Annotated in this window: 1 rRNA gene; it reads right to left on the minus strand. The window is 46.5% G+C overall.

Annotated features, from left to right (window positions below):
* Window positions 1-501, minus strand: a 23S ribosomal RNA gene (locus WHS43_09755); the annotation flags it as partial.

The raw sequence follows: 501 nt of genomic DNA on the forward strand, positions 1-501 counted from the left end.
GGGTTATTTCCTTCGTCACCCCATCGCAAAGAATGGAAGGGTCGGAATATTAACCGACTGTCCATCAGCTCCGGCTTTCGCCATTGCCTTAGGACCGCCTAACCCTCCGCCGATTTTCGTTGCGGAGGAAACCTTGGACTTACGGGGTCCGCTGTTTTCAAGCGGATTGCGATTACTCATGCCAACATTCTCTCTTCTATATCCTCCATTCGCCCTCACGGATCGAACTTCAACGGATATAGAATGCTCTCCTACCTTTAGTTTTGTTTTTTTTAAAAAAACAAAACTAAATCACGTCTTCGGCATCTTGCTTAGCCCCGGTAAATTTTCGATGCTATTATCCTCGAATAGTGAGCTGTTACGCACTCTTTAAAGGATGGCTGCCTCTAAGCCAACCTCCTATCTGTCAGAGGATAATAACTTTCTTTCACACTTAGCAAGAATTTAGGGGCCTTAGACGGTGATCTGGGCTGTTCCCCTTTTGACCATGGAGCTTAGCCC

The sequence above is a fragment of the Aquificaceae bacterium genome, assembly GCA_037481935.1.
Lineage (GTDB): Bacteria > Aquificota > Aquificia > Aquificales > Aquificaceae > Pampinifervens.